Origin of the sequence: Rhizobium sp. ZPR4, assembly GCF_040215725.1 — a bacterium.
GTDB classification, from domain to species: Bacteria; Pseudomonadota; Alphaproteobacteria; order Rhizobiales; family Rhizobiaceae; genus Rhizobium; species Rhizobium rhizogenes_D.
This window is the reverse complement of record NZ_CP157969.1, coordinates 471,396-495,311: the sequence shown is the minus strand read 5'-3', so window position 1 is coordinate 495,311 and position 23,916 is coordinate 471,396. Positions and strand designations below refer to the sequence as shown.

Sequence of the window (23,916 nt, the reverse complement as noted above, 5' to 3'; positions counted from 1 at the left end):
GGATCACATCCGGCTGCGATACCAGGCGAGTGCCGTCTCGATGATCCTGTCGATGCTGGAATTCCTGGGCACCCATCCAAGCTCGCGCTCGGCTTTATCGGCCGCAGCGACGAGAGCCGGTGGATCGCCGGCTCTGCGGGGACCATAGGCAACGGGAAGGCTTCGCGCGGAAACGCGGCTGACAGCATCGACCAATTCCCTAACGGTCGTCCCGTTGCCGGTACCGAGGTTGTAGACATGCACCCCCTCATCGCGCAACAGCTTCTCTCCGCCAAAGACATGTGCCTGCGCGAGATCGCTGACATGGATGTAGTCGCGGATGGCGGTGCCGTCGCGCGTGTCGAAGTCGGTGCCGTTGATGGTGAAGGTTCGGCCAGATCTGATCGCCGCTTCTATGGCGAGCGGCACGACATGGGTCTCGGGCTCGTGCCGCTCACCGATCTCGCCATCGGGATCGCAGCCGGCTGCATTGAAATATCGCAGCATCACCGCGTTGAGACCGCGGGCGCGCGAGAAATCCTCCACCATCCGCTCGATCATGAATTTCGACCATCCATAGGGATTGATCGGCCACTGCGGATGGGTCTCGTCGATCGGCGTACGGGTCGGAATGCCATAGGAGGCGCAGGTGCTTGAAAAGATCAGCCTGTCGACACCTGCTTTCAGCATCTCCTCGATAAGAACCAGCGTCCCGAATGTGTTGTTCCGATAGTAGAGCGCAGGAAACTCGACGGATTCGCCGACATAGGCATAGGCCGCGAAATGGGCGACCACATCCGGGCGGTATTGGCGCAACGTTGCCGCGACCGTCTCGGCGTCGGCAATGTCGCCTTCGACCAGCGGCCCCCATTTCACGGCGTCACGCCAGCCGCGAGAGAGATTGTCATAGGTGACAACCGACCACCCGGCCTCAGCGAAGGCCTTGCAGCAATGCGATCCGATATAGCCGGCTCCGCCGGTGACAAGGACCGTCCTCATTCGGCAGCGATCGCGTGCGAACGGCCTGACGACAGCAACTCTTCGAAATAGGCGATAGTTCTGGCAAGGCCTTCCCGCAACTGAACCCTCGGCTTCCAGCCGAGTTCGCGTGATGCGACGCTGATATCCGGCTGCCGTTGTCTGGGATCATCCTCAGGCAACGGCAGGTATTTTATCGTCGAGCGGCTTCCAGTCAGTTCTATCGCGAGGTTGGCGAGCTCCAGCATCGTAAATTCCGCTGGATTGCCGAGATTGATCGGGCCTGTCACCTCGTCCTTTGTTCCCATCAGGCGAACCAGGCCGTCGATAAGATCGTCGACATAGCAGAACGAGCGCGTCTGCTGGCCGCTGCCATAAACCGTTATCGGCTTGTTCTGCAGCGCCTGCACGATGAAGTTGGAAACGACACGGCCGTCATCGGGGCGCATCCTTGGGCCGTAGGTGTTGAAGATGCGCGCCACCTTGATCTGCAGCTTGTGCTGGCGCCAATAATCGAAGAACAGGGTCTCGGCGCAGCGCTTGCCTTCGTCATAACAGGAGCGCGGCCCTATCGGGTTCACCCGGCCCCAATATTCCTCCTGTTGTGGATGGATCTCGGGATCGCCATAGACTTCGGAGGTGGAGGCCTGCAGGATTTTGGCGCCGACCCGTTTGGCGAGCCCCAGCATGTTGATCGCACCGTGGACGCTGGTCTTGGTCGTCTGCACCGGATCGAACTGGTAATGAACCGGGCTCGCTGGACATGCAAGATTGTAGATCTCATCCACCTCCACATAGAGGGGAAAGGTGATGTCGTGGCGGACGATTTCGAAGGACTTGTTGTCAAGCAGATGAAAGACATTGCTTTTCCGGCCTGTAAAGAAATTGTCTACGCAGATAACCTCGTGTTTTTCCCGCAAAAGCCGTTCGCATAGGAAGGAGCCGAGAAAACCTGCGCCGCCGGTAACCAGGATTCGCTTTGTTTGCTGCATGCCGGTTATCTCGCAGCCAGCAGCGTGAAGTTGCCGCTGTCGGAAACTGCGGCAGATGCCGGGGCTGTGATGTCGCTTTCAAGGACGCCGTTCATGTTCATCGACCTTCTCCGCATGCAATACGATAGCGGCCGGGTATGCCGTCGCTTCCATCGCGGGAAACAACTGGCGCAAAGGTCGGGGCAATCCATGGCATTAGGACCAAAGATTGCGCCTTCGGACCTAGGTCCGGTCATGGATCGGACTTTGGTCTGATGGAAGTTGAAAGTCTTCTCGACGGAATTGTGGTGAGAAAATCTTCAACCACAAGACTGACGCCGCCGCCTATGGGCACACCTAAAGATTGCAGATCTTGATAAGAAAATCCTGATTCCTTTATAAGCCGATATTGCCGATGCTCCGCTCGAGGCCGCCTTTTGGGGGTCGCCGAAGTCGCCTGACAACCTGCGCCGCCACCGCGATCCATTCAGCTGCGTGTGGCGAGCTTCGCTTCTTGCCTTCCGATGACCGATTGATCGGCCTCGCATTGGCTGACATAGTGCCGCCGCCTATCCGTTCATGCCAAGCAAAGACCCATCGATGACCGAATCCGCCAATAATTCCTCTTCGCCCGCTTCCGCCCGCCCCTTGGCGAAGATCAGTCTGAAATGGGGTATGGTCGAGGAGCCTTCGCTTTCCATTCTGGAGAAATTCCAGCTCCTGCGTGATCTCGGCTATGATGGGGTCGAGCTCGATTCACCCAATGATCTGCCGCTCGACGAGGTCTTGAGCGCCCACGACAAGACCGGCCTTGATATTCCTGGCCTCGTCAATGCCGTGCACTGGAAGCGCCCGCTGACAGATCCTGATCCCGTGGCGCGTCAAGCCTGTGTCGATTCGATGGTCAAGGCGCTTCACGATGCAAAGCTCTATGGCGCCACGACGGTGCTGCTTGTGCCTGGCGTCGTCAATGCGGGCACCAGTTACAAGGCCGCTTATGCGAGAGCTGGCGAGGAAATCGCAAAAATCCTGCCTGCCGCGGAAGAAAGCGGCGTGTCGATTGCGCTCGAAAATGTGTGGAACGACTTCCTGCTGAGCCCGCTGGAGGCGGCCGATTTCGTCGATCGCTTCAACCATCCGAAGCTCGGCTGGTATTTCGATGTCGGCAATGTTCTGCGCTATGGTCGGCCGACGGATTGGATCGAGGCGCTCGGCAAGCGCATCCTGAAGATCGACATCAAGGAATACAGTCTCGAAAAGATGAACAGCGAAGGCCCGTGGAAGGGCTTTAATGTCGAGCTGGGCGATGGCGACTGCGATTGGGCCGCCGTCAACAAGGCGCTGTCCGATGTCGGCTATTCCGGCTGGGCCTCGATCGAGGTGCCGGGAGGCGACCGCAAACGCCTCGCCGATCTCAAAAGGCGCGTCGACCGGATCGCCGCGCTCTAGTCTTTTGATTGCAGAACGGCAAGGTTCAGCGGCCAGCGGCCGCAAACATCGCCTTCGCATTCTTCAAGCCGGTTTCGCAACCGTATTGCGTCGGCTCGTTGCCTTCATATTCGAGCGAGACAAAGCCGTCATAGCCTGAGGCGACGATGTCCTCCACGATCGATTTGACGGGGAGGTCGCCATAGCCGAAGACGGAGCCGCGGATTGCCTGGCCGCCGACCGTCCGCAGCCAATCCGCGCCAGGCGCGGTCTGGCGCACGTAAAAATCCTTCAAGTGGACGAAACTTGCCTGGGAAAGGCATGCACGCGTTCCTGTCAGCGGGTTCTCGTCGACGCAGAGGAAGTTGCCGATATCGACGGTCAGCTTGAAGCTCGGCAGATTGACGGCATGCAGAAGCCGCCTGATCCGCTCGCTGGAATTCATGAAGAATCCGTGATCCTCGACACTGGTGGTCACGCCATAGCGCCCGGCATGCGCGGCAAGCTCATGCGTGGCGTCGGCGATCGCCGGGAATGCTGCTTCGAACTGGCCGGGCTCCGTTGCGCGGAGCGACCAAGGCACGACATCGTGGCGCAGGAAGCGGACGCCAAGCTTGTCGCAAAGCTCGACATAGCGCTTCAGTCGGCCAAGCTGGAATGCTCGCTCGCCGTCGTCGATGAAATTGCCTGATGTGCAGAGGCCGGAAAGCGGCACGCCGCTTTTCTGGGATGCGCCCTTCAGGCGCTCCAGCATCTCCGCGTCATTGGCGAGTTCATATTGAAGATCCTGTCCTTCGGGTGCGACGGAGAGCGTTGCCAGTTCGACATGATCGCCGCCATGTTTGCCCACCCACGCAAAAGCATCCTCGATCTGCATGGCGCCGCTCTGCATCAACGGACGGAAACTGTATGAACTCAGACCTATCTTCATCGCGGCATCTCCTTGAGCGCTGTCACCAAAACTTTGTTCGGTAACTTAACAATCCCGATTGACATCGGCTAGAATACATCTTTGTTTGATATCAAATTGATTTAACAATAGGGAATAGCAGGAATGTCTGGTCAGTCTGCCGACGTCGTCATCATCGGAAGTGGTCCGACCGGTTCGGCCTATGCACGGGTCATCAGGAATAACTGGCCGGAAGCGCGCATTCTGATGGTGGAAGCCGGCCCGCAGATCCTGCCGCAAAAGGGCGCACATCTCGACAATATCGCCGATCTCGATGAACGTGCGGCCTTCGAAGTGTGTGCCCAGGGTGGCGACCGCAGCCCGCGTATGCCGATCAACAAGGAAGAATGGGAGGCCCGGCGTGCCGGTGGCTTCGATCATTCGTTGCTGCGCCGCTCGGGCCTTTTCATCGCCAACGATGCCGATGCCCAGGATGAAAACCTTTTTGCCGGCTTCTCGGCCGCCAATGTCGGCGGCATGGGCACCAAATGGTCGACCGGCACGCCGGTCCCATCAGAGATCGAGCTGGTGCCCTTCATCCCTACCGACGAGATGCATAAGGCTTTGGCCGTGTCGGCAAAACTGCTCGGGACCAACAAGGACCCACGCGCCGGCGATGTTGCAGCCATCGCCATGCGCGAGCGCCTGGGCGAGGTCTTCGATCCTGGCCGGACGCCCGATCGCTTCGTTCAGCCCATGCCGCTCGCGGCGACGCCAGGCCCCGATGGCCTGCGCTATCACGGCACCGACGTCGTTCTCGGCGATCTCGTCGACGAGCCGGAGGATAGCTTTCATATTCTCTCTGAAACCACCTGCCGCCGCGTGATCCATGAAAATGGCCGGGTCACGGGTGTCGAACTTGCCCGCGCCGGCTCGCAAGAGACCTTTATCGTCAGCGCCGGCACGGTTGTCGTTGCGTGTGACTCTCTGCACTCCCCGCAGCTGCTCTACGCCTCCGGCATCCGCCCCGAAGCGCTCGGCCGCTATATCAACGATCACTATATCGTCTCGCAGATCACGGAGATGCAGACCGATGTGCCGATGACAGCGATGAGCTGGATTCCGGCCACCAAGGATTTCCCCTATTCCGTCACTATCGCCCCAGCCAGCCTGCACTCGATGCCACATGCCAGCGATATGAGCGGCCAGCCGATCGGCATGGGCGTTTTCGTGCCCTCGGATCTTAGCGCTGACAACCGCGTTATCTTCGACGACGATCGTCGCGACTGGCTCGGCCTGCCGGCCATCTCCATCCAGTGGCGTCAGTCGGAAGGCGACAAGGCGCGCCTCGAAGCGGCCAAGGGCCATGCCCAGCGTATTTCCGCCATCATCGGTCGCCCGGCTCCGGGTTTCGCTACCTTCGTGCAGCCCGTCGGTTCGTCGCTGCATTACCAGGGCACGATCCGCATGGGCGAACGCGACGACGGCACCAGCGTTTGTGACAGGAACTCCAAGGTCTGGGGCTTCGACAACCTCTACGTCGCCGGCAATGGTGTCATTCCCACGATGACCGCCACCAACCCGACCCTGTTCAGCGTCGCGCTTGCCAGCATTGGCGCCAGCCAGATCGCGGCTGATCGACGTACCGCCTGATCGGCAGACCAGCTGAATTATTGAGGAAAAACTCGGGGCCGATCTTGGCTTTGCCAAGCTTTGCTCACTTGGCGATCACGCAATAGTGCAGTCCAATGGCCAAACATTCGCCATCACGCGGCGTTTTTTGCTGCCTGACGACGTCCAATCCCGGTCGCCGCGTTCAGGGAATGATGAACATGGCCGAATTGCAGCGTTCTTCTCGGCTCAAGAGCCCAAAAGCGTTGATAGTCTGCGTTCTTATCATCGGAGCAATCAGTACGGGATGGATAGAGAGAACCTATGTGGAACGTGAGCTGACCGGGCTTGACCACTCCGTGGTCAAAGATGGCGCAAAGCCGCCACAGGCCCCTGGCGTCCCGGTCACCCTTGCTCCCGCTCGATCGGACGATTTCCTCGTCAATCTGAACGAGCTTGGAACGGTTCAGGCGCTAAACACCGTCACCGTCCATTCGCAGATCACCGGCCGCATAGCCAAGGTCGATTTCACGCAAGGGCATATGGTGAGCAAGGGCGATCCGCTCGTGGAGATCGACACGCAAACCTATGAGGCCGCACTCGCGCAGGCAAAAGGCCAACTGGCGCATGACCGGGCCCTGCACAAAGGCGCTCAGGTGGATCTCGATCGCGATAGCAAGCTGGTCGCGCAGCACACAGCTCCGCAGGTAACGTTGGACGACCAAGTGGCACTGGTCGCTCAGGATCAGGGAACGGTGCAGGCGGACGAAGCCGCTGTCCAGTCTGCCAGCGTCAATCTGGCCTATTGCCGGATCTCTGCGCCATTCTCGGGACGGGCGGGGTTCAGCCTGATCGACGTGGGGAACCTCGTACAGCCTACCGATACGACCGGTATCGTCACCATAGAGCAGGTCCAGCCGATCAGCGTGGTCTTCCCGGCCCCGCAAGATCAACTGCAGGCGGTCAGCAAGGCGCTCGCTTCGGGCGACGTGCCGGTAGAGGTGACTAGCGAGGATGGGAAGACCGTACTCTCACAAGGCACGCTTTCGTACATCGACAACCAGATCAATGTCGCAACCGGCACAATCAATCTCAAGGCGACGTTTGCGAATGCGGACAACGGGCTTTGGCCGGGACAGTCGGTAACGGTCAAACTGGCCATTTCGACGCTGAAGAATGTGGTGCAGATTCCGCTCGACGCCGTGCAGCACGGCCCCGATGGCCTGTTCGCCTATATTGTCGGGCCGGATCGCAAGGCACAGGTTCGCCCGATAAAGGTCTCCGAGACCGGCAACGGCAATGTCGTGGTGAGTGATGGCGTGAGGCCCGGCGAGATGGTGGTGACCGATGGCTCCTATCGTGTGCAACCCGGCAGCCTTGTCGCCGACGCCAAGCAGCAGATCGCCACGGACGCACCGCCCGCGACAAGAATGGCTGCCCAGTAAGACCTGACAATCGCTGTTTCCGGTGCAACTGAATTACAAGAGTGAGAAGCTCGCATGGCTCAGTCTCGTGGCCTGTCGTCGCCATTCATCAAACATCCGATTGCCACCTCGCTCATCATGGCGGGAATCCTGCTTGTCGGCATAGTGGCATACCCGCTGCTGCCCGTTGCGCCGCTGCCGCAAGTGGATTTTCCGACCATTCAGGTTTCCGTGCAGTTGCCCGGGGCAAGCCCGACCATCATGGCTTCGTCGGTCGCGCAGCCACTCGAAACCGCCTTCGCCTCGATCGCCGGTGTTAGCGAGATGACGTCGCTGAACTCGCTTGGTTCGACGCAAATCACCCTGCAGTTCGATCTGGATCGAGATATCGACGGCGCCGCCAACGATGTGCAGGCTGCCATCAATTCCGCCAGCGGCCAGCTCCCGACCAACCTGCCCAGCCCGCCGACCTATCGCAAGGTCAATCCCGCCGATTCGCCAATCCTTCTCCTCTCCGCGACATCGGACACCCTGCCGCTGACCACGGTCGACAACGAGGTCGAAACGAAGCTCGGCCAGCAGATCAGCCAGCTTCCCGGCGTGGCGCAAGTGCTTTATGGCGGACAGCAAAAGCCGGCCATCCGCGTGCAGCTGGACCCGAGCAAGATGGCGGTCAGGGGCTTGACGCTGGAGGACGTGCGAACGCAGCTGAACGGCGTTACCGAAAACAATCCCACCGGCAATATCGACGGCCCGTCGCGAAGCTATACCATCTACACCAACGGCCAGCTTATCGACGCATCGAAATGGAACGACGTCATCATCACCTATCAGAACGGTTCGCCGCTCTATATCCGCGACATCGGCCAGGCTGTCACCGCGGCGCAGGACAGCAAGCAGGCTGCCTGGGCCAATGGCAAGCGCGGCATCTTCCTGATCATCTTCAAGCAGCCGGGCGCAAACGTCATTCAGACGGTCGACAGTATCACGGCTGAATTGCCGCGCCTGACCGCGTCGATGCAGCCCGGTATCAAGATCGGCGTCCTCAGCGATCGAACGCAGACAATCCGGGCCGCGGTCAGCGACGTGCGCACGACGCTTCTGATCACCGTGCTGCTGGTTGTCGCCGTCATCTTCGTGTTCCTGCGCAGTGTTCGGGCTACGCTCATCCCAAGCCTGACTGTGCCGCTTGCCTTATTCGGTGCCTGCGCGATGATGTGGATTGCCGGCTTCACGCTCGACAATCTCTCATTGATGGCACTCACCATTGCGGTCGGCTTTGTGGTCGACGACGCCATCGTTGTCTTGGAAAACATCCAGCGTCATATCGATGAGGGAATGGACGGCTTCGAAGCGGCCATGGCTGGTGCCGGCGAGATCGGCTTCACGATCCTGTCGATCAGCCTCTCACTCGTCGCCGTTCTATTGCCGCTCTTATTGATGAGCGGCATCATCGGACGATTGTTCCGGGAGTTTTCACTAACGCTCGCAATGACCATTGCCGTATCGGCCTTCGTGTCGCTGACATTGATACCGATGCTGGCATCACGCTTCCTGCGAAACAACGAAGAAGCCCGTCACGGCAGACTTTACGCCCTCAGCGAACGCGGGTTTGATGCCATGACGAATGGCTATGAATGGGCACTCGATCTCGCGCTCAAGTTCCGCCTGATTACACTTGCTGTCTTCTTCGCATCGCTGGCCCTTTCCGTGCTGCTCTTCATCTGGATACCCAAGGGGTTCTTTCCGCAGCAGGATACAGGGCTGATCACCGGACAATCCGAAGCGGCACAAGACATTTCCTTCACCAAGATGCTCGACCGTCAGCGGCAGCTCGGAACCATCGTTCAAGCGGATCCGGATGTGGCGAGCGTCGCCATGGCCGTCGGCGGCGTCGGCAATCCCTTGAACACGGGCCGGGTTTTCATCACCCTGAAGCCGCGCGACCAGCGTCAGGCGAGTGCTGACCAGATCATCCGGCGCCTGCAGCCAAAGCTGGAGAAAGTCGAGGGCGCGCGCCTCTTCCTCCAGGCGGCGCAGGACGTGCGCGTCGGCGCTCGCGCATCGCGCACGCAGTACCAGATGAGCTTGACCAGCGCCGACATCGACGCCCTCAACAGCTGGTCGCCGAAGGTGCTCGCCAAGATGCAGACACTGCCCGGCCTCGAAGGCGTCGCGTCAGACCAGCAGACGAACGGCTCAACCCTCACGCTGACCATCGATCGCGCCCAGGCACAGCGTTACGGCATTCAGCCGGAAGCGATCGACAACACGCTGGACGACGCCTTCGGCCAGCGTCAGATAGCGCAATATTTCACCCAGCTGTCGAGTTATGACGTCATCATGGAGGTGCTGCCGAACCTGCAGAGCGAGGTGAGCACGCTGGATAAGCTGTATGTGAAATCTGCAAGTGGCCCTGATGTCCCGCTCTCCGTGCTGGCGCACTGGACCACCGTACCGGTGCAGCCGCTCCAGATCAGTCATGAAAGCCAGTTCCCCTCCGTTACCATCAGCTTCAACCTTGCGGCAGGCACATCCATCGGCGTCGCCACGGACAGGATCAATGCAGCTCTGCATCAGATGAACCTGCCGGCATCGATCAACACCAGCTTCGAAGGCACCGCCCAGGCATTCCAGCAGTCGCTGGGCTCCATCCCGCTCTTGCTGGTCGGCGCGCTCGTCGTGGTCTATCTGATCCTCGGCGTCTTGTACGAGAGCTATATTCACCCCCTGACCATCCTGTCCACCTTACCATCGGCCGGTGTCGGGGCGCTGGCAACGCTGATGCTGCTCGGCTACGATTTCAGTCTGATCGCATTGATCGCCGTCATCCTTCTCATCGGCATCGTCAAGAAGAACGGCATCATGATGGTCGATTTCGCCATCGAGGGAGAACGCAGCGAGGGATTGACGAGCGAGCAGGCGATACGCAAAGCGGCATTGATCCGGTTCCGGCCGATCATGATGACCACCATGGCAACCATGTTGGGGGCGGTGCCGCTGATGCTTGGTCATGGGACAGGATCGGAACTTCGCCAGCCTTTGGGCTTTGCAATGTTCGGCGGTCTGGCCGTCAGTCAGGCGCTAACCTTGCTCACCACGCCCGTTGTCTACCTCTATCTCGATGGATTTTCCAAGTGGCTTACCAAAAGCCGCCGGATCTCGCCCAGAGAGGAGGTAGGACAAGAACAGTTGAAAATCCTGCGCTAAGACCGGGCAACAGTGAACCTCATGCCGGTGGCGGAAATCCACCGGGACGGGGCAGGTCTGGGGCAATGTCCGTCAGTAAACCAATCGAGCTCGTATCGTTCCCGGGATCTGGCGAAGGGTGTCAAGTATCTCGTTCGCCGTTTGGCCAACGCCTTCGACTTCAATAACCACGTAGCCCGTTTCGCCGTGTGTCTGCAGGAACTCGCCGACGATATTCAGTCCGCGCGATGAAAAGATCGTATTGAGACTGTTCAGGATACCAGGGCGATTTTCGTGAACATGGATGAAACGCGTGCCGTTTGGACGCGGCGGCAATTGAACTTGGGGGAAATTGACCGCGCCCAGCGTCGACCCGACATCGGAATATTCCACAAGCTTCCTGGAAACTTCCCTTCCGATACGTTCCTGGGCTTCTTCGGTCGACCCGCCAATATGCGGAGTGAGGATCACATTGTCCAAACCTTGCAGCGGCGTTTCGAAGCGTTCCTTGTTCGATGCCGGTTCCTTGGGGAACACGTCGACTGCCGCGCCTGCGAGATGCCCCTCTTTCAAAACCTTCGCAAGCGCGTCGAGATCGACCACCGTCCCGCGGGAATTGTTGATGAAAAAGGCTCCCTTTTTCATTCTGCGCAGCTCGGCCTCGGTTATCATGTTTTGCGTCGAGCTGGTTTCGGGAACATGCATCGTCACGAAATCTGAGATTTCCAGCAGTTCACCGAGCGACGCCATGGATTCTGAATTGCCGTGGCGAAGCTTGTCTGATGGATCAAAATAGCGAACGTTCATGCCCATGCTTTCCGCAAGAACGCTGAGCTGCGAGCCGATGTTGCCGTAGCCGACGATACCAAGCGTTTTCCCGCGCATCTCGCGACTGCCTTCGGCGGATTTGTCCCATCCACCTTCATGAGCGGAAGCCGAACGCGGGAAAATCCGTCTGGTCAGCATGACGATCTCGCCGATGACGAGTTCGGCGACCGAGCGCGTATTCGAATAGGGGGCGTTGAACACCGGGATCCCGCGTCGGCGGGCCGCATCCAGATCGACCTGATTGGTTCCCACGGAAAAACAGCCGACTGCCATCAGCTTCTTGGCAGAGCTGAAAATCTCTTCTGTCAGCTGCGTGCGCGACCGAATGCCGATGATATGCGCTTCGGCTATATGACTTTTGAGATCCTTGTCATCGAGGGCCTTCGGCAGATGAGTGAGATTGACGTAGCCGGATGACGCAAAATAGTCCACCGCGCTCTGACTGATCCCTTCCAATAGAAGGACTGAGATCCGATCACGAGGAAGAGAAAGTTGTCCGGTCATTGAATTGCCCTTGATTCTCGAATTCTATTTGGCCGACGCCGCTCGTCCGCCAAAAAGCTCGCAGCCACGGTCGCATGACTTAGCGACCATCCCATGGACAGCGCAAGAGCAAACTCAATGTCGCCAGTAGACATGGGCTTCTGTTGCCGCAATTCATCATGATCAAGGAAACTGCCCAACAGCTGCGGCGCACCGTCGACCTGAAGACGATCCCGATATCGAGCGATCGACGATCCGTGCCTAAGCCACTCGAAGGACAGATGCGATCACTATCGTGTCGGAGCGGTTCAATGCAATCGGGCAAGCCGTTCGCATAGAAACTGAGTGATGTCGGCCGATTTCCAGTTGCCTCGGAGGTCGGCGCTGAGGCAGCCCGCAGCCAGAGCCGTATTCGTGACGTTTCGGATGTTGGACGCGGCCTCGCACAACGCCCGATCGGCATGCTTTGTCCCTAGCCAGTCGAGCATGGCGGCTGCCGAGAGCACCGTTCCATAGGGATTGGCGATGCCCTTGCCGGCGATATCAGGAGCCGAGCCGTGCGCTGCCTGGAAGAAGCCGTTGCGATCGCCGAGTTCGGCCGAGGGCGCCAGCCCCATGCCACCGATGGTCGCCGCGCCGAGATCGGAAATAATGTCGCCGAACATGTTTTCGGTGACGATCACGTTGAAATGGCCGGGCTTGAGCACGAGATGCATGGTCATGGCATCGATCAGCACATATTCCGTTTCGATGTCGGGATAGTCCGGCGCGACGAGGTCGAACACCGACCGAAAGAAAGCGTAACTGCGCAGGACATTGGCCTTGTCGCAGCAGGTCACGCGTTTCACACCGTCCCTGGGCGCGCCATTCGATTGACGCGCAAGCTCGAAGGCCTTGCGCACGATCCGCTCGACACCGGAGCGGGTTTGAACCAGGCTGTCGACGGCAAGTTCGCCACGCAGTTGCACGCCGGCGCCGCGGGCAGCGTAGAGCCCTTCGCTGTTCTCGCGCAGGATGATGTAATCGATCTCGCCTGCCTTTACGCCAGCAAGCGGGCAGGCAACGCCTTCGAAAAGGCGGATCGGCCGGATATTGGCATAAAGATCAAGCTCGAAACGCAGCCTGAGGGTAAAATCCAGCCCTGCCTCCGTCCCGTCGGGATGGACCACACCCGGTATCCCGCCGGCACCGTGCAGGATCGCATCGGCATTTCGGCAGGCGTTGAAGGTGGGCTCAGGAAAGCTCTCGCCCGTTTTGAGGAAATGCTCCGCCCCCGCTGGATATTCCCGGAAATTGAGGGGCGAACGATTACCGAGGGCGGCCTTGACGACATCGACCGCCGCCGCGCAGACCTCCGGACCGATCCCGTCGCCATGAACCACGGCAATCTCATAGATATCCTTCATGACAGCCTCTTCAGATACACTTGCCGCCATCGACATTGAGATCGACGCCGGTGATCATGCTTGCTTCGTCCGAGCACAGAAAAGCGGCGGCGTTGCCCATGTCTGCAGGTGTCGAAAGCCGTCCCATCGGAATGGTGGCGACGATCCGCGCCCGGCTTTCGTCGCTGTCGGAGCCGATGAAGGTCGACAGCAGCGGCGTGTCGCCGGCAACGGGATTGATCGCGTTGACGCGAATTCCGAAGGGAGCAAGTTCCACGGCCATCGCGCGGGTGGCGGCGATGCCCCATCCTTTCGAGGCGTTGTACCAGGTGAGGTTGGGGCGAGGGGAGACGCCGCCCGTGGAGGCGACGTTCAGAATGGCGCCTTGCCGCTCAGCCTTGAAATGCGGCAGCACCGCCCGCGCCCCATTGTAGATCGAGCGGATGTTGACATTGAAGATGCGATCGAACAGGCCTTCGTCCATATCCTCCATCGGCATCGGCGGCTGTCCGATGCCGGCATTGTTGACGAGGATATGCAGACCGCCGAACCGTGCCAGTGCCAGATCCCGCGCTGCGACGAGGCTATCGAGCGTGGCGACATCGCCGGCAAGCGGCACGACCGATCCGTCGTACTGCGCCGCTACGCGCTCCGCGGCAGCGAGGTCGCGGTCGACGAGAACGACCTGCGCACCTTCCTCTACGAATTTCCGAAGGATTCCTTCTCCGAAACCCGATCCGCCACCGGTGACGATCGCCACTTTTCCCTTAAGACGCATATCAAGATCCTCCATTTGCTTCAGCATCGGATAAGTCGGAGCGATTTCACAGTCCGATTATCTGAACGCCTTTTTAGGTTTCTTTATTTGTGTTGTGGCGATCTGATAGTGAATATCGACTGCAGAATGAAACTGGGAGACCGCGCCATGACACTGACTTTCGACGCCAAGCAGATGGCGGCTGAGCTTTACGACGGCGGCTTCCGGCCGATGTTCATCGGCGGCCAATGGGTTGCCGCCCAATCCGGTGAAGTCAGCGAGACCTATAATCCGGCAACAGGGGCGGTCCTTGCAACTGTTCCGCTCGCCGCCGCCGCCGATGTCGACCGCGCCGTTGCCGCGGCGCGTCGGGCTCTGGAAGGGCCGTGGTCGAGGTTCTCACCCTATGAGCGCCAGACGCTGCTGCTGAAAATCGCGGACTTGTTCGAGGAGAACTGGGAGCGTCTTTCGGTTTCCGACACGCTGAACATGGGCATGCCGATCATGCGCACGCTTGCCAACAAGCGGCGGGTCATCGGAATGCTGCGGTTTTATGCCGGCATGGCGACCGCGCTTCATGGCGAGGTGATCGACAATTCAATTCCCGGCGAGATCGTGACTTTCACCCGCCGGGAGCCGATCGGGGTCGTCGGCGCGATTATTCCCTGGAATGCGCCCACCGCGGCATCGATCTGGAAGATTGCTCCGGCGCTGGCGACAGGCTGCACGGTGGTGCTCAAACCTTCGGAGGATGCGCCACTCACCCCGCTGCTGATCGCCAAACTCATGCAAGAGGCCGGCGTACCGGACGGAGTGGTCAACATCGTCACCGGCAAGGGCTCGGTCGCCGGTGCCCGGCTGGCCGAACATCCCGACGTCAACAAGATCGTCTTTACGGGGTCTACCGTCACCGGGCAATCGATCGCCCGTGCCGCGGTCGGCAATCTGAAACGGGTTTCGCTCGAGCTTGGCGGCAAGTCGCCGGTGATCGTGTGCCGCGACGCTGACATAGACCGCGCCGTGCCGATCGCGGCCATGGCGGTCTTTGCCCATTCCGGACAGATCTGCATCGCCGGCTCGCGCTTGTTCGTGGCGCGCGAAATCCACGATGAGTTTGTCACCAAAGTCGGCGATTTTGCCCGCTCGCTGCGGATCGGTCATGGCATTGACGTTGATACCGATATCGGGCCGCTGATTTCTGTCCGTCAGGCGCAGGTCGTTGAGAGCTTTATTGCATCCGGGCAGAGCGAAGGCGCCGCGCTGGTTGCGGGCGGCACGCGCCTTTCCGGGTCTCTCTACGATAAGGGAAACTTCATTGCCCCGACCGTGTTCGGCGATGTCAAGGACGAGATGAAAATCGCCCGCGAGGAGATCTTCGGGCCGGTCATTTCAGCCATGCCCTTCGATACGATCGATGAAGCCGTCGAGCGCGCCAATGCATCGCCCTATGGCCTGGCGGCTGGCGTCTTCACGCAGAATCTCGGAATGGCGCACAAGCTGGTGCGCCGCATCAAGGCGGGATCGGTCTGGGTGAACATGTATCACGCGCTCGATCCGGCCGTGCCCTTCGGCGGCATGAAGATGTCCGGCTACGGGCGCGAAGGTGGCATTGAGCACCTTCACGAATATCTTGAAACCAAGGCCGTGTGGATACAGACCGACTAAAGCAATTCCAGGAAAAGTGTCTAGCGGTTTTCCGTCCGGAATTGCGTGAAAACAAAGAGATAGAGCAGTTCAGAGATTCCGTGAAGCGCTGAACTGCTCCAGGCGCTCAGCCCTCGCCGCGCAGATTGGTCCGAATGAGGGCGATAAGCTGTTCGGCATAGCGCTGCTGCACATAGCCACGAGTGGTGATGATGCCGACAGCTCGTCGGGCGTTGGGATTGTCGAGCGGCACGACGCGGATGCGGCGGTCGACATTCCGCCCGAGTGCGATGCCTGGCACGATCGATACGCCGAGCCCTGACGAGGCAAGCGCCAAGGCGGTCTGCGCGCTCTCGACTTCATACTGGACATTGAGCTCGATGCCTTCCTCGCGCGTCAGGCGATCGACGAGGCCGCGAACGGCGGTCTTGCGATTGAGCATGATCAGCGGGAACTGGGTGATTGCGTCCAGCCGGATCGTCTTTTCACCCGCATAGAGTTCTTCAGGGATGCAGGCGACGAGCGGATCGTCAATGATCGATTCGAAATGGAAGTCGTTGAGGTTGGGTACCTCCGGGCCGATGTAGAATTCGACTTCTTGCTGCTGCAGCATGGCAAGCGCTGCCTGCGGCGGGGTTTCCTGCACCTCGACCACGCTGCGTGGATAACGCAGCTTGAAGGTCGACAAGATGTCACCGAGGCGGCTGGTGGCAAGGGTCGGGGCGCAAGCGATCTGGATTTTTCCTTTGCGACGGGCGGCCAGTTCCGTCAGCTTGTCTAGGCTTGCCTGCACATCGGCCATGGCCCGCCCAATCTCCTCGAATAGCGCCTGGCCCTCGTTGGTGAGATTGACCCTCTGCGGCGTGCGTGTGAACAGGCTGAGGCCTATCTGCTCCTCGAGATCCTTGATCTGCATGCTGACTGCAGAAGGCGATCGGTTGCTTTCTTCCGCAGCCTTCCGAAAGCTTCCGGATTCCGCTGCAAGAAGAAAGGTTTGCAGCAATTTCAAATTGATATTCGGCATGATTATTATGGTCTCACTTGCGCCGATCGATACCGATCGACCCCTCCGAACGTCAGCATATTCCGCCATGCGATCATGACAAGATCGACCGTAGAAAAAAGCCGCCTGCGATGCTCGGCGCAAGCGACCTATTGAGATGCCTGAATTGGGAGGGGATCAATGAACGGCTGCAAACATGATTTTCTCTTCGGAGGCATCCGATGCCATCATTTCTTCGACAACACGGCCGCGCTTGACCACGAGAATTCGATCGGAAACGGCCATGATTTCCGGCAGGTAGGAGGAGATGACGACGACGGCCATGCCATTGTCGGCGAGATCGCTGATCAGCTGATGAATCTCGACAATGGCGCCGACATCGACGCCGCGCGTCGGCTCGTCGAAAATGATCAGTTTCGGTTTCTGGATCAGCGATTTGGCGATCACCACCTTCTGCTGATTTCCGCCTGATAGCTCGATCATCCGCGCCTGATCGTTGATTTGCTTGAGCCGAAGCCGAGCGCCCCAATCGGCGACCAATTCCTTGGCTCGCGCCAGCGAGACGATCGAGAACGGGTTGACGCCATTGGACAATTCACCGATCTGCAGGTTCTCGCCGCCGGTCATCGTCTCGAAGAAGCCATCGAGCTTGCGGTCCTCGGTAACATAGACGATGCCGTCGAGCATGGCCGGCCGCGGGACGCGGTAGCGCACTGACTTGCCGAAGAGCCGGATTTCGCCGCCATGAAACAGGTTCCGCTTCATCACGCCGGAGATCACTTTGGCCATCTCCGTTCGGCCGGCGCCGACAAGCCCGAACATGCCGGTGACCTGGCCTGCGAAGACGGAGAAGGACGAGTTCCGCACCAGGCCGGCGCAGGACAAATTCTCCACCGACAGGACCTTTTCGCCATAGCTGCGTGGAACGCGCCTTGCCGATCCGTGCAGAGTTTCGGAGAGGTTGCGGCCCACCATTGCCTGGACGATGGAATTCCGGCTGAAATCTCCAGCCTTGCCGGTGGCAACGATTTCACCGTCGCGCATCACCGTGATGCGGTTGGCGACCTGCAATGCTTCCTCGAGCGCATGGGTGATGAAGACTATCGCCACCCCGGCTTTGACCAGCCGGCCCACAAGATTGAAGAAGTGGCGCTTTTCCTCTGGTGTCAGCGTCGCTGTCGGCTCGTCGAAAATGATGACCTTCGCCTTGTGATGCACGGCGCGGGCGATTTCGACCATCTGCTTATGGGCTGCGCCGAGCGTGCTCACCTGCGCGGTCGGATCGACCTGGAACCCCATGCCGACGAGGAACTGCCGGGCCTGGATGTTGAGGCCGCGCAGACGGTTGAATAGCTTTTCCTCGCCCAGATAGAGGTTCTGCGCCACGGTCATTGCCGGCACCAGGTTGGTTTCCTGGAACACCATGGCAATGCCCGCCTTCAGGGCTTCCGATGGCGAACCGAAATCCACCTCGCGGCCATCATAAGAGAGCTTACCCTCGCTGAGGCGATAGACCCCGGACATCACCTTGGTCAGCGTCGACTTTCCCGCGCCGTTTTCGCCAAGGAGCGCATGGATCTCACCCGGCTCCAGCGTGAAATCGACATTGCGGAAGGCCGCTATGCCGCCGAAGGTCTTGGTCGCATTTGTGAATTCGATGATGTTGCCCATGTCAACCTCGCTGCCCGTTCGCCGCACCGAAGAGCCTGAGGACCTTGGAACCGCCGCGCGACGCCACGATCAGGTCGTCGCCATGTTCGCAGGCCGCCACAGTTCCGTGCGCCTTGCCGTCGGCGCGCGAATGAAAGCTCGCCAGCGGCCGCATCTGCGAGTCGCAATTGACAACAAGCCCGTAAGAGCGGGTCACGGCATAGGGTTTAAGGACGCCCATCTGCTTGAGCTGGCTGCCCTGCATTGGTTCCTGGTAAGAGCTCCAGGAACTCAGTGACGGCGCCATCCAAAACGCCTCAGGAACCTCCGCCAGCATGCGTTCGCGATAGCGATCCTCGCGTAAAATGAATTCCACCAGCTGGTTGCGCGTCGAATAAAACGTCAGCCAGTAGCCTGCATCGACGGCAGGGGCGATGCGTGCCGGGTAGGCGGGCAGGTGTTCGAGCGCGTTTTCAACCTGTCCGGAAGCGAGATCGATCGATATGACCCGGTGTCGCCATGCCTCGCTGACGAAGATGCGGTTGGAGCCGGTTGTCGCCACGCCTGCCGGCCAGGCAAGATCCGACTTTACGAGATCGACCTTGCGCGCGCCCAGATCGATCTTCAAAAGGCTGCCGGAACAGCCCTTCTGCATGAGATCGCGTCGCCAGCCGGAGACGCCTGATGTCGTCGAGCCATTGGCGACGAGCAACGTATCGTTGTTCAGGAAGGTCAGCGCCGTCACGCAATTAAGGTTTACATTGGCCGTGCTCTTGAAAGCCGCGCCGTCATGGGCGCCGCCACGGATAGCGACGCCTTCGCCATCGAGTGCGACTGCCGTCATGCCGCGCGCCGTGGCGAGCGCCGTGATATCCTGAGGAAAGCTGGCAACCTCCTCCATACCGCCATTGGGCTGGATGCGCAGGAGGCGCTTGCCGCTCGAAACGAGAATGCCCTTGGGTGTCGATATCAGGTTGTCCGCTGCTTCGAGCAGCGCAAGCGTCTCTGCCTCTTCCAGCTTCTGGTTCGGTAAAAGTGGTCCGTCGAAAGTCGGGACGGTGACGGCCCAGGCGCCGCGGCCCAGGAAGCGGTCGAGGAATTCTCCGAATGGTCTCATGCCGGTTTGCCCCAGTAGGAATCGGTACTGAACCAGGTCTTGTCAGCTCCCGGCAGCGGGAGCGTACCCATGCGGTTATTGAAGATGCCGCAGAGATAAAGCATGCCCTTGTGCTCGCGCATCGACGTAATCATCGGATGCTTTTCGCCCGTCTGATCCCAGAAGCTTTCGAGGATTTCGCCTTTTTCATTAAAACGCAGCACGCAGCCGGTGTTGAGATTGGGCATCAGCCAGGCGTCTTCGGACACGCGCCGTGCCATCCGCCGGCGAAAGCCGGGCATTTCCAGCGACAGATCGAGCGCGGGTGTCCGCATGCCCATCAATGCCAGCCAATAAGTGCCGTCGGACGCGCGGTTTATGTTGTCCGGATAGCCTGGCAGGCCCTCAATCACCCGTTCGAGCTTGCCGGCCTTGGGTCCGGTGAAATAATAGCGGTTGATGCGGCACGCCCAGCTTTCGGCGAAGAGGACCGATTGTCCGTCGAAGGATGTGCAGACGCCGTTCGGGAATACGAGGTTGGAAATCAATGTCCGGGTAACGCCGCTTGCCGGATCGTGAACGATGATGCGGCCGTTGCCGCGGCTTTCAAGCGCATCGGCGTACCAGTCGTGCATTTCAAAGCGCACGGTCGCTTCGGAAAATACGATCCGCCCATCGGGAAGGATGTCGCAGTCGTCGGCGAGTTTCATCGTGCTGTCGTCGACGACCGATGTCAGGCTGCGATTTGTCTCGGCCGTGAGAAGCTTCGCTTCGCCGGCCGGAGACACCTGATAAAGGCCCATGCCGGCGACGCAGACGACGAGATTGCCCTGCCGGTCGAAGGCCATGCCGAGCGGTGCCCCGCCGATATGGGCAAAGACCTCACGGCGGGTATAGTCGGGCGGATAAAAGCGCAGGATCTCGCCTTGGCGGCTTCCGGTATAGAGCCGGTCTTCCCGGTCGAAGATCACGTCCTCGGCGCCGTCAAGGATGCCAAGTCCGATCACGCCGACATCCTTCAGGCGATCATTGACCGCCATCGGCATGCCCGGGGCGGTGGAAACCGCCTCCGGCATCTTGGCAAAGGTGGGCGAGATATAGACGCTACGCAAGATCTTATGGCGATTTTTGACCCATCGGACATCGAGGAAGACCGAGGCAAGCAGCACGAAGCCCAGGGTCAGGTCGTTGACCGGGCCGGGTACGGCAAGCGTCAGCAGGCTGTTGGAGAGGACGAGGACGAAAACGACACCCATCAGGGCCTTCGCCACCGAGCCGCGTCCGCCACCGAGGGAAATGCCGCCGAGGACGGTGGCGGTCAGCGCCTGGAGTTCGAGGCCGGAGCCAATGTCGGAGGCTGCACTGCCGATGCGGGCGCAGAACAGGAAGGCGGCGAGCGCGACGAACACGGAGCAGACCACGTAGGCGCTGAACACGGTCAAGCGCACGTTGATGCCGGCATTGTAGGCCGATCGACGAGCGCCGCCGACGGCGAATAGCCGCCAGCCGTAGCGGCCGCGCGACAGCACGATGTGCAGGATGATCGCGACGATGACAAAGAAGGCGAAGGACACGGGTATGCCGCCGATGTGACCAAGGCCCAGATAGTCGTAGAGTGGCGAATCCGGAGAGCTGGTCACCAACGCCGTCGACACCTGCGGAAAGATGATCTCAAAGGTCGAGCGAAAGATGATCAGCGTGACGAGCGTAGTCAGGAAGGCGCGCATCCGCAGAATGCCCACCATGAAGGCATTGATCGCCCCGCAGGTCGCGCCGACGGCCAAGGTGGCGGCAAGCCCGACACCGAAGCTCCATTGGGCGACATTCATGCCATAGAGCGCGGCCAGGACGGTGAGGGCGAAGGTCGATCCGATTGAAAGATCGATGCCGCCCGATATCATAACGATCGTCAGCCCGAGCACGATTAGACCCAGTTCAGCGGTTTGGCCGCTGAGATTGGTCAATGTCGCAACGTCGAAGAATCCCGGGACGATCGACCCAAAAATTGCACACAGCAGGATCAGCGCGAAAAAGGGAATGACGCTGTCGATCCATTTCTTCGCGAGGATTTCCCCGACCACATGGTCGGGGAGGACGCGATAGCGCAATCGTATCAGGCTTTCAGCCATGCTCATCTGTTCGTTCCGTTACTTGAGCTCGTCGAGCTTCCAGCAGTTTCGGCCGCTTGCGTTGGTTTTGTCGACGCGGGTTATCGGCCCGAAGAAGATCGTCTTTTCACTGCCGGCCTGGCGATCAGGATGCTGCAAAAGTTCGGAAATCTGCTGGGCAGCGATTTCGCCCTGGATCGGCGCGTTGAAATTGTAGATCACGTCCAGAAGGCCGTTCTTGATGCTTTGGCAGCCGGTATCGCTGCCGGCACCGTTGGTGACGATCGTGACCTGGTCCTGCTTGCCGGCTGCGGCGACCGCAGCACCCGCGCCGACCTCGGCGTTGTCCCAGATGCCCATGATCCCACAAAGATCAGGATGCTGCTGCAAAACGGTCTCAGTGATCTGGCGGGCCTTTTCGCTGGAATAATCGGCAGGCTGGTCGGAGACGAGTTGCAGTTCGGGATATTGCTTCAGGATTTCGTCTATACCGGTGCGCATGAAGATGTTGGCGGCTCCGGTCTGCACGCCTGCGAGCCAGACGACCTTGTGCGACGGCGCCTTGGGACCGGTGCAGGCCTTGGCGAGCTCCGTCATCTCCAGCTTGCCCATTTCGATCCAGTCATTGCCGACATAGCTGTCGGTCTGGGTCGCTGATTGCATGTTGACCTGCAGCACCTTGATGCCGGCTTGTTGCGCTTGCTTGAGCAGGCGGGCATAGGTCTGCACATCGGGATTTTGAACGATGAGCAGGTCCGGCTTTTCGGCGATCGCACCCTGCATGGCGCGAATACCGGCATTGGTGTCGCCATTGGGGTCACGCACTTCAAGCTTGAAGCCGTAGCGGGCGGCGTGCCGCTGCCAGACGGCGACCCAGGCCTGGTTGAGATCGAACCCTTGAGAGATCGGCACGAAGATGACCTTCTTGCCTTTCATCGAGTCGATATAGGCTTGGCGACCGACCTGGTCGGTCTCCTGCGCCGACGTGATGGTAGAGGCCGTGAAGAGTGCGGCGGCGCTGAGGCCGACGACCATCAGTATTTTCTTGAGAACCGTCATAGTTTCCTCCCTATTGGACGTCTCGAGATTTTAGATATCCCCGCTTTGCGAGGTCTGCTCATCCCGTGGATTGATGATCGCATCGATGGCAAGCGCACTTAGCAGAATGATGCTCTTTATGAGGTTCTGGCTGGTGTAGCTGAAGTTCAGGATCGTCATGCCATTGGTGAGAATGCCGACCAAGATCGTGCCGACAATGACGTTGCGCACCCCGCCTTGCCCGCCGGACAGGCCGATGCCGCCAAGCACAACCACCAGAAGCACATCGTAGATCAGGCTGGAATTGTAGAGGCGGGTGTTGATGCCGGTCACAAGGCCCGTCATGATCAGGCCAGCGGTAAAGGCAATCAGCGCACTGATGACATATTGCGTAACGATGATCGGTCGTGTCGGCAGACCCATGTTGCGCGCCGCGCTCGGATTGTCGCCGGTCGCGTAGACCAGCCGCCCGAAGCGTGTTTTCCTGAGAAACAGGCCCATGATCGCCGTCACCGCGCCGAAGATGACGACAGAAGCCGGAATCCCAAATACCGCTCCGGATCCGATCCATTTCAGCCAGGCGATATTGTTGGGTGCATAAAGCACGTCGGAGGCAAAGACGATCCGGCCCGAACCATAGACGGAGGAAGCGATGGCGAGCGTCGCGAAGATCGGAGGGATGTCGGCAAAGGCTATCATGATGCCGGTAAAGAGGCCGATCAAGGCGACAAGCACCGCGCCTATCAGGACCGCCAGCGTGAAATCGATGCCCCAGGACGAAATCCAGATGCTGAATGCGACGCCGACGACCATGACGGCGACCATGGTCAGGTCGATGCCGCGCCCGACCACGACAAACCCCATGCCCACCGCCAGCGTGCCGAGGATGGATACATTCTTCAGGAGGGCGACGATGTTGCCTTCTGACAGAAAGTTGTTGAGGCTGATGGAGAAAATCAAAAACAATAAGATCGAAATGCCGACAACAACGGCTTCCTGGCTCAGCTTGATAGGCTTCTTAGGCGTACCGCCGCTCGTCGTGCCGGCGCTCTTGCTGCCGCTCACCATATGCCTCCCCTCGACCGCGAGATCGTTCCCCGTCTGGTCACAGATCACTCCTCTCAGACCCTGTCCGGGCCGAGCCTCCGACAACAACCATCTTCCTTGAATGTCAGTTGAGCAATTTCGTTTTTCTGAAACGCTGTTCAGTTCCGGGCACCAGATGGGGGCGGGCGTTTGCGTGGAAAGGATCGATCTGAAACCGGAGAAACGGAAAAATCCGCGATCGAGGTGATGTGTGCGGTGGTCTTTCAGACCAAGTCCGATTTCAACCGTGAATTTCGCCGTGTAACGGAGATTGCGCCTCTGGACTGGCGCAAGAAGACCGGTTCGGGGCATTAGGGGGCAAAAAAGTACCAGATCGCGATCGTGTACGAGCTGGAATGCGTTTGAGGT

Annotated in this window: 17 protein-coding genes and 1 pseudogene; 6 read left to right on the top strand and 12 right to left on the bottom strand. The window is 59.6% G+C overall.

The window, feature by feature from the left end:
• Positions 1–3: 3 nt before the first annotated feature.
• Both galE and ABOK31_RS30130 read right to left on the bottom strand, forming a co-directional pair.
• Positions 4–978: a UDP-glucose 4-epimerase GalE gene (galE, locus tag ABOK31_RS30135; protein WP_349962646.1), complete on the bottom strand. Its 975-nt coding sequence runs from the start codon at positions 976–978 to the stop codon at positions 4–6.
• Complete coding sequence (locus ABOK31_RS30130; RefSeq protein ID WP_349962644.1) at positions 975–1,949, bottom strand: UDP-glucuronic acid decarboxylase family protein; 975 nt, start codon at positions 1,947–1,949, stop codon at positions 975–977. The genes galE and ABOK31_RS30130 overlap by 4 nt, the downstream gene beginning before the upstream one ends.
• Positions 1,950–2,528: 579 nt before the next feature.
• On the opposite strand from ABOK31_RS30130, the gene ABOK31_RS30125 reads away from it, so the two are divergent.
• Positions 2,529–3,377: a sugar phosphate isomerase/epimerase family protein gene (locus ABOK31_RS30125; protein WP_349962643.1), complete on the top strand. Its 849-nt coding sequence runs from the start codon at positions 2,529–2,531 to the stop codon at positions 3,375–3,377.
• A gap of 25 nt (positions 3,378–3,402) precedes the next feature.
• Here the strand turns inward: ABOK31_RS30125 and ABOK31_RS30120 are convergent, their stop codons facing one another.
• Entirely contained in the window at positions 3,403–4,287 is an 885-nt protein-coding gene (locus ABOK31_RS30120; RefSeq protein ID WP_349962642.1) for a sugar phosphate isomerase/epimerase family protein, read from the bottom strand.
• Between the two features lie 123 nt (positions 4,288–4,410).
• Here ABOK31_RS30120 and ABOK31_RS30115 point away from each other — a divergent pair, with 123 nt between their 5' ends.
• The 3 genes from ABOK31_RS30115 to ABOK31_RS30105 all read left to right on the top strand — a co-directional run bounded on the left by ABOK31_RS30115 (position 4,411) and on the right by ABOK31_RS30105 (position 10,490).
• The gene (locus tag ABOK31_RS30115; RefSeq protein WP_349962641.1) at positions 4,411–5,898 is read left to right on the top strand and encodes a GMC oxidoreductase; all 1,488 of its coding nucleotides are present in this window, start codon (positions 4,411–4,413) and stop codon (positions 5,896–5,898) included.
• A gap of 284 nt (positions 5,899–6,182) precedes the next feature.
• Positions 6,183–7,301 carry an efflux RND transporter periplasmic adaptor subunit gene (locus ABOK31_RS30110; protein ID WP_349962639.1) on the top strand — a complete coding sequence of 373 codons (1,119 nt, stop codon included), beginning with the start codon at positions 6,183–6,185 and terminating at the stop codon, positions 7,299–7,301.
• 54 nt (positions 7,302–7,355) lie between these two features.
• Positions 7,356–10,490, top strand: coding sequence for an efflux RND transporter permease subunit (locus ABOK31_RS30105; RefSeq protein WP_174172613.1), 3,135 nt, complete (start codon positions 7,356–7,358; stop codon positions 10,488–10,490).
• A gap of 72 nt (positions 10,491–10,562) precedes the next feature.
• Here the strand turns inward: ABOK31_RS30105 and serA are convergent, their stop codons facing one another.
• The 3 genes from serA to ABOK31_RS30090 all read right to left on the bottom strand — a co-directional run bounded on the left by serA (position 10,563) and on the right by ABOK31_RS30090 (position 13,943).
• Positions 10,563–11,801, bottom strand: coding sequence for a phosphoglycerate dehydrogenase (gene serA, locus ABOK31_RS30100; RefSeq protein ID WP_174172612.1), 1,239 nt, complete (start codon positions 11,799–11,801; stop codon positions 10,563–10,565).
• Between the two features lie 287 nt (positions 11,802–12,088).
• Complete coding sequence (locus ABOK31_RS30095) at positions 12,089–13,186, bottom strand: isocitrate/isopropylmalate dehydrogenase family protein (RefSeq protein ID WP_349962638.1); 1,098 nt, start codon at positions 13,184–13,186, stop codon at positions 12,089–12,091.
• 10 nt (positions 13,187–13,196) lie between these two features.
• Positions 13,197–13,943, bottom strand: coding sequence for a glucose 1-dehydrogenase (locus ABOK31_RS30090; protein WP_174172610.1), 747 nt, complete (start codon positions 13,941–13,943; stop codon positions 13,197–13,199).
• A gap of 147 nt (positions 13,944–14,090) precedes the next feature.
• Between ABOK31_RS30090 and ABOK31_RS30085 the strand changes: the two genes are divergently transcribed.
• Entirely contained in the window at positions 14,091–15,587 is a 1,497-nt protein-coding gene (locus ABOK31_RS30085) for an aldehyde dehydrogenase family protein (protein WP_349962636.1), read from the top strand.
• A 106-nt stretch (positions 15,588–15,693) separates the two neighbouring features.
• Here ABOK31_RS30085 and ABOK31_RS30080 read toward each other — a convergent pair whose 3' ends face one another.
• The 6 genes from ABOK31_RS30080 to ABOK31_RS30055 all read right to left on the bottom strand — a co-directional run bounded on the left by ABOK31_RS30080 (position 15,694) and on the right by ABOK31_RS30055 (position 23,526).
• Positions 15,694–16,590 (bottom strand): LysR family transcriptional regulator, encoded by an 897-nt coding sequence (locus ABOK31_RS30080; protein ID WP_349962635.1) that lies wholly within the window; start codon positions 16,588–16,590, stop codon positions 15,694–15,696.
• 156 nt (positions 16,591–16,746) lie between these two features.
• Entirely contained in the window at positions 16,747–18,240 is a 1,494-nt protein-coding gene (locus ABOK31_RS30075) for a sugar ABC transporter ATP-binding protein (protein WP_349962633.1), read from the bottom strand.
• A gap of 1 nt (position 18,241) precedes the next feature.
• Positions 18,242–19,336, bottom strand: coding sequence for an SMP-30/gluconolactonase/LRE family protein (locus ABOK31_RS30070; protein ID WP_349962632.1), 1,095 nt, complete (start codon positions 19,334–19,336; stop codon positions 18,242–18,244).
• On the bottom strand, positions 19,333–21,450 hold the full coding sequence (locus ABOK31_RS30065) for an SMP-30/gluconolactonase/LRE family protein (RefSeq protein ID WP_349962631.1): 2,118 nt from the start codon (positions 21,448–21,450) through the stop codon (positions 19,333–19,335). Before ABOK31_RS30065 ends, ABOK31_RS30070 begins: the two co-directional genes overlap by 4 nt.
• Positions 21,451–21,462: 12 nt before the next feature.
• Positions 21,463–22,482 carry a sugar ABC transporter substrate-binding protein gene (locus ABOK31_RS30060; RefSeq protein WP_349962629.1) on the bottom strand — a complete coding sequence of 340 codons (1,020 nt, stop codon included), beginning with the start codon at positions 22,480–22,482 and terminating at the stop codon, positions 21,463–21,465.
• A gap of 30 nt (positions 22,483–22,512) precedes the next feature.
• A complete protein-coding gene (locus tag ABOK31_RS30055) occupies positions 22,513–23,526 on the bottom strand; it encodes an ABC transporter permease (protein WP_350019318.1) in 1,014 nt (337 codons plus the stop codon).
• Positions 23,527–23,730: 204 nt separating this feature from the next.
• Here ABOK31_RS30055 and ABOK31_RS30050 point away from each other — a divergent pair.
• Positions 23,731–23,862, top strand: a pseudogene (locus ABOK31_RS30050) (AraC family transcriptional regulator); the annotation flags it as partial.
• Between the last annotated feature and the right edge of the window lie 54 nt (positions 23,863–23,916).